The sequence below is a fragment of the Streptomyces sp. OfavH-34-F genome (assembly GCF_022347745.1).
Taxonomy (GTDB): domain Bacteria; phylum Actinomycetota; class Actinomycetes; order Streptomycetales; family Streptomycetaceae; genus Streptomyces.
On the sequence record NZ_JAKRGC010000472.1, the window covers coordinates 1 to 3,537 of the forward strand.

The window sequence follows — 3,537 nt, forward strand, 5'->3', positions numbered from 1 at the left end:
GGCCGCGACGGCTCCCCGGGCAGCTGCACGGACCGCACCGGGCGGTCGGCCGGGACGGAGCGCAGCGGGTGCGTCGTCGTGCCGGAGGCCCTGCGCCCACCGCGCTCCGGGCTCTCGCCGCGCCGCAGCCGGGTGCTCACGTCGTGGACCGTGCCGAGCGACACGTCGGTCTCCCGGGCGACCTGGCGCAGCGGCGCGTCCGGGTGCTCGGCGATGTACTCGGCGACCCGCAGCCGGCCCTCGCCCGGGCCCACCGGGCGCCGCCTGCCGTCCCGGCCGACGCGCTTGCCGTCGAGCGGGGTGCCGACGTGCGACCTCTCGCGCAGCGAGGCGATCGTCTTCGCGCTCAGCCCGGTGACGCGGGCGACGGCGCGGTCGGACCAGTCGGGGTGGGAGCTGAGGACCCGCTGGGCCCCTGCCATGCGGTCGGACTTCGACAGCGGCAGCCCGTGCGTGCCGTTCGCCTGCATGGCGATGACGAGCGCCTCGGCGTCCGAACAGTCCACGAAGCGCGCCCTGATGCTGCTGTCGCCGCGCAGCCGGGCCGCTTCCAGCCGGTGCAGGCCGTCGATGACGCGGTAGCCGTCGATCTGCACCAGGACGGGCGGCAGCTCCGCAGAGCCGGCCACGTCGGCGAGCAGCTGGACGTGCGCGGCGTCCGTACCGCCCCGGCGCAGGGACACGCCCCCCGAAAGGGAGTTGATGAGGACGTCGCAGGCGGGAAGTCTCTCCAGACTCTTCGGATCGAATGCGCCGCGGGCCGGGACATCGGCGCCTTCCGTCCTGACGGAGCCGATCGCGTTCGTGATCAAGATGGCCTGCGCGCTGCCCTGAGCCATGCCTTTCACTCCCTCTCTGCCGCCGCTTGGACGAGCGTCGCAGAAAGGGCTCCAGCCGCAGTCGAGCGGAGACCGAGACTTCCTGGAACCGCGCGGCAGGGCCCCGGCGGTATCAACAGGGGCATTCCGTTCATCATGCCCCGGCCCGGCGAACGGTGAACGATGGCCGCCGATTCGCCGGGACGGCTACGTTCGATTCCCCGGCGATCCTCCGCATCCGCGGACGTTGCATCTGCCTCTTTCCCCGGTCGAATCCGGAAATCCCTGAAGGTGATTATGAATTCATTCGTGAACGTCCCGGCGAGCACGGGACGGCCGGTGATCGGAATCGTCGCACGCACCGCGCCGGTCACGTTCCAGGGCAGCGACATGGTCGTCGGCTTCGCGCTCCAGGCCCACCTGGCCTACCTGGCGGCGGCCGGCTGCACGCCCCTGCTGCTCCCGCTGCTGCCCGGCGTCGAGACCCTGGCGGACCGGATCGACGGCCTGCTGATACCGGGCGGCCCCGACATCGACCCGGCCCTGTACGGCCAGGAACCGCACCCCGGCACCCGGGCGATGACCCCGGACGCCGACCGCGTCGAACTGGGCCTGATCAGGGCGGTACTCGACGCCGACCTGCCCGTCCTGGGCATCTGCCGCGGCATGCAGCTGCTCAACGTGCTGCACGGAGGCACGCTGCACCAGCACCTGCCCGAGGTCACCGGCCACGACGGCCACCGCCCGGACGAACCCTCCTTCACCCTCGGCCCCCACCCGCTGCGGCTGGAGCCGGACAGCCGGATCGCCGGCGTCCTCGACGAGGCGGCGCCCATGACGGCCTGCCACCACCACCAGGCCGTCGACCGGCTCGGGGACGGACTCGTCGCCACCGGCCGGGCCGAGGACGGGACCGTCGAGGCCATCGAGGTGAAGGACCGCTCCTTCGCCGTCGGAGTGCAGTGGGAAGCGGGATTCACCCCCGACCAGAGACTGCATCACGCACTGGTGCACGCCGCCGGACGCTGACCGCGTTTCTCGGACAAATTCCGTCGGCTCCAGCGCATTTCGAGTGGCTTGAAAGACGCCGTTGCCACGCTGTGCGCGCCGTGCATCCAGAAGGAGAATCCATGAAAAAGCTCGCGTCGGTCACTGCGGTGATCGCGATCGGCCTGTCGGGTCCGGCCGTCAGTCCCGCGATGGCAGCCGAGGGGACTGCCACGTCCGCGTCCGCGGGCACCATCGCCTGGTCGCCGTGTCCCGAGAACGACCCGAACCTCGGCCCGATGCTCAAGGGCCTGGAGTGCGGCGAGGTGGAGGTCCCGCTCGACTACACCGATCCCGACGGCGAGAAGATCGCACTGGCGCTGACCCGCGCCAAGCACACCGTCGCCGACGCCCAGTACAAGGGCGTCGTGCTGCTCCACCGCGGCCAGTGGCCCGGCCCGATCAGCCGCGACATGCCCACCCGGTACGCCAAGGGCACGACCGGGCTGGCGCCGGACGTCAGCGCCGCCTACGACTGGATCGGCTTCGACCCGCGCGGCGTCGGGGCCAGCGAGCCGTCGCTCGTCTGCGACCCGGCCTACATCAACCCGACGCTGCCCGCCCCCGTGCCGAAGACGGCCGCGGCCGAGCAGAGCTCCGTGGCCAGGGCGCAGGCGTACGCCGACAGCTGCGGCGACAAGTACGGTGACGTGCTCGACCACTTCACCACCGCGGACTCCGCGCGCGACCTCGACCGGATGCGCGTCGCCCTCGGCCAGGAGAAGATCAACTACTACGGCATCGACTGGGGCGGCTACCTCGGATCGGTCTACGCGACGATGTACCCGACCCGGGTGAAGCGCATGGTGCTCGACAGCGTGCCCAGCCCCAGCGGCGTGGGCTACCAGAACCAGATGGCCAAGAGCCTCACCTCCGAGCACAACGCCGAGCTCTTCTTCGCCTGGGTGGCCAAGTACGACTCCGTGTACCACCTCGGCACGACCGCCGGCGCGGTCGAGGCGAAGTACTACCAGGCGCTGGAGTCCCTGCGCACGGCACCGGTCGACGGCACGATCGGGCCGGGCGAGTGGACCAACGTCTTCGAACAGGTCGTCTACCGCAGCTGGACCTGGACGAGCCGCGCGAAGATACTCTCCGACTTCGTGGTGAACGGTGACGCCACGGCCCTGCGCGCCGACTCCCCGACCCCGGGCTTCCCGCAGCAGAACCGCATCGCGACCACCAACGCGGTCAACTGCACCGACGGCCCGTGGCCCAAGAGCTGGAACGTGTGGAGCGCCACCCTCGCCGGCCAGTACGCCGCCGGGAACCACCTCGTGACCTGGAGCAACGGCTGGTACAGCGCGCCCTGCGCCTTCTGGCCGGCCCAGGCCAAGGCCGCGGCGCCGGTCGGCAACAGCAGCGCCGACATCCTGCTGGTGCAGCCGCAGTACGACGGTGCGCACGGGATGTTCGGGGCGCTCGACATGCGGGTCCGCTTCCCCAACTCCCGCCTGATCGTGGAGCTGGGCGGCCACAACGTCGGCTCGGCGCTGTCGGCGAACAACAACGCCTGCCTCAACACCCACGTCAGTGACTACCTGAGGGACGGCACGCGGCCCACCTCGTGGTGGGGCATCGACGCCACCTGCCAGGCGCCCGCCGACCCGGTGCCGCCGACGGCCTGACCCCCCCGCCACCGGCCGGGCCCCGCGCGATCACCGTGCGGGGC

The 3,537-nt window shown here is 71.6% G+C and carries 3 protein-coding genes; 2 read left to right on the plus strand and 1 reads right to left on the minus strand.

What is annotated here, in order from left to right; all coding sequences use genetic code 11:
- Positions 1–839 (minus strand): ParB N-terminal domain-containing protein (locus MHW47_RS33485; RefSeq protein WP_239227610.1); only part of this gene is annotated, 839 nt, incomplete at its 3' end.
- A gap of 276 nt (positions 840–1,115) precedes the next feature.
- On the opposite strand from MHW47_RS33485, the gene MHW47_RS33490 reads away from it, so the two are divergent.
- Both MHW47_RS33490 and MHW47_RS33495 read left to right on the plus strand, forming a co-directional pair.
- Entirely contained in the window at positions 1,116–1,847 is a 732-nt protein-coding gene (locus MHW47_RS33490; protein WP_239227611.1) for a gamma-glutamyl-gamma-aminobutyrate hydrolase family protein, read from the plus strand.
- 101 nt (positions 1,848–1,948) lie between these two features.
- Entirely contained in the window at positions 1,949–3,493 is a 1,545-nt protein-coding gene (locus MHW47_RS33495) for an alpha/beta fold hydrolase (RefSeq protein WP_239227612.1), read from the plus strand.
- The last annotated feature ends 44 nt before the right edge of the window (positions 3,494–3,537 follow it).

Bases quoted from the DNA above. Each gene is read 5' to 3' on its own strand.
- MHW47_RS33495 (WP_239227612.1), top strand. From the start codon at position 1,949: ATGAAAAAGCTCGCGTCGGTCACTGCGGTGATCGCGATCGGCCTGTCG.
- MHW47_RS33490 (WP_239227611.1), top strand. From the start codon at position 1,116: ATGAATTCATTCGTGAACGTCCCGGCGAGCACGGGACGGCCGGTGATC.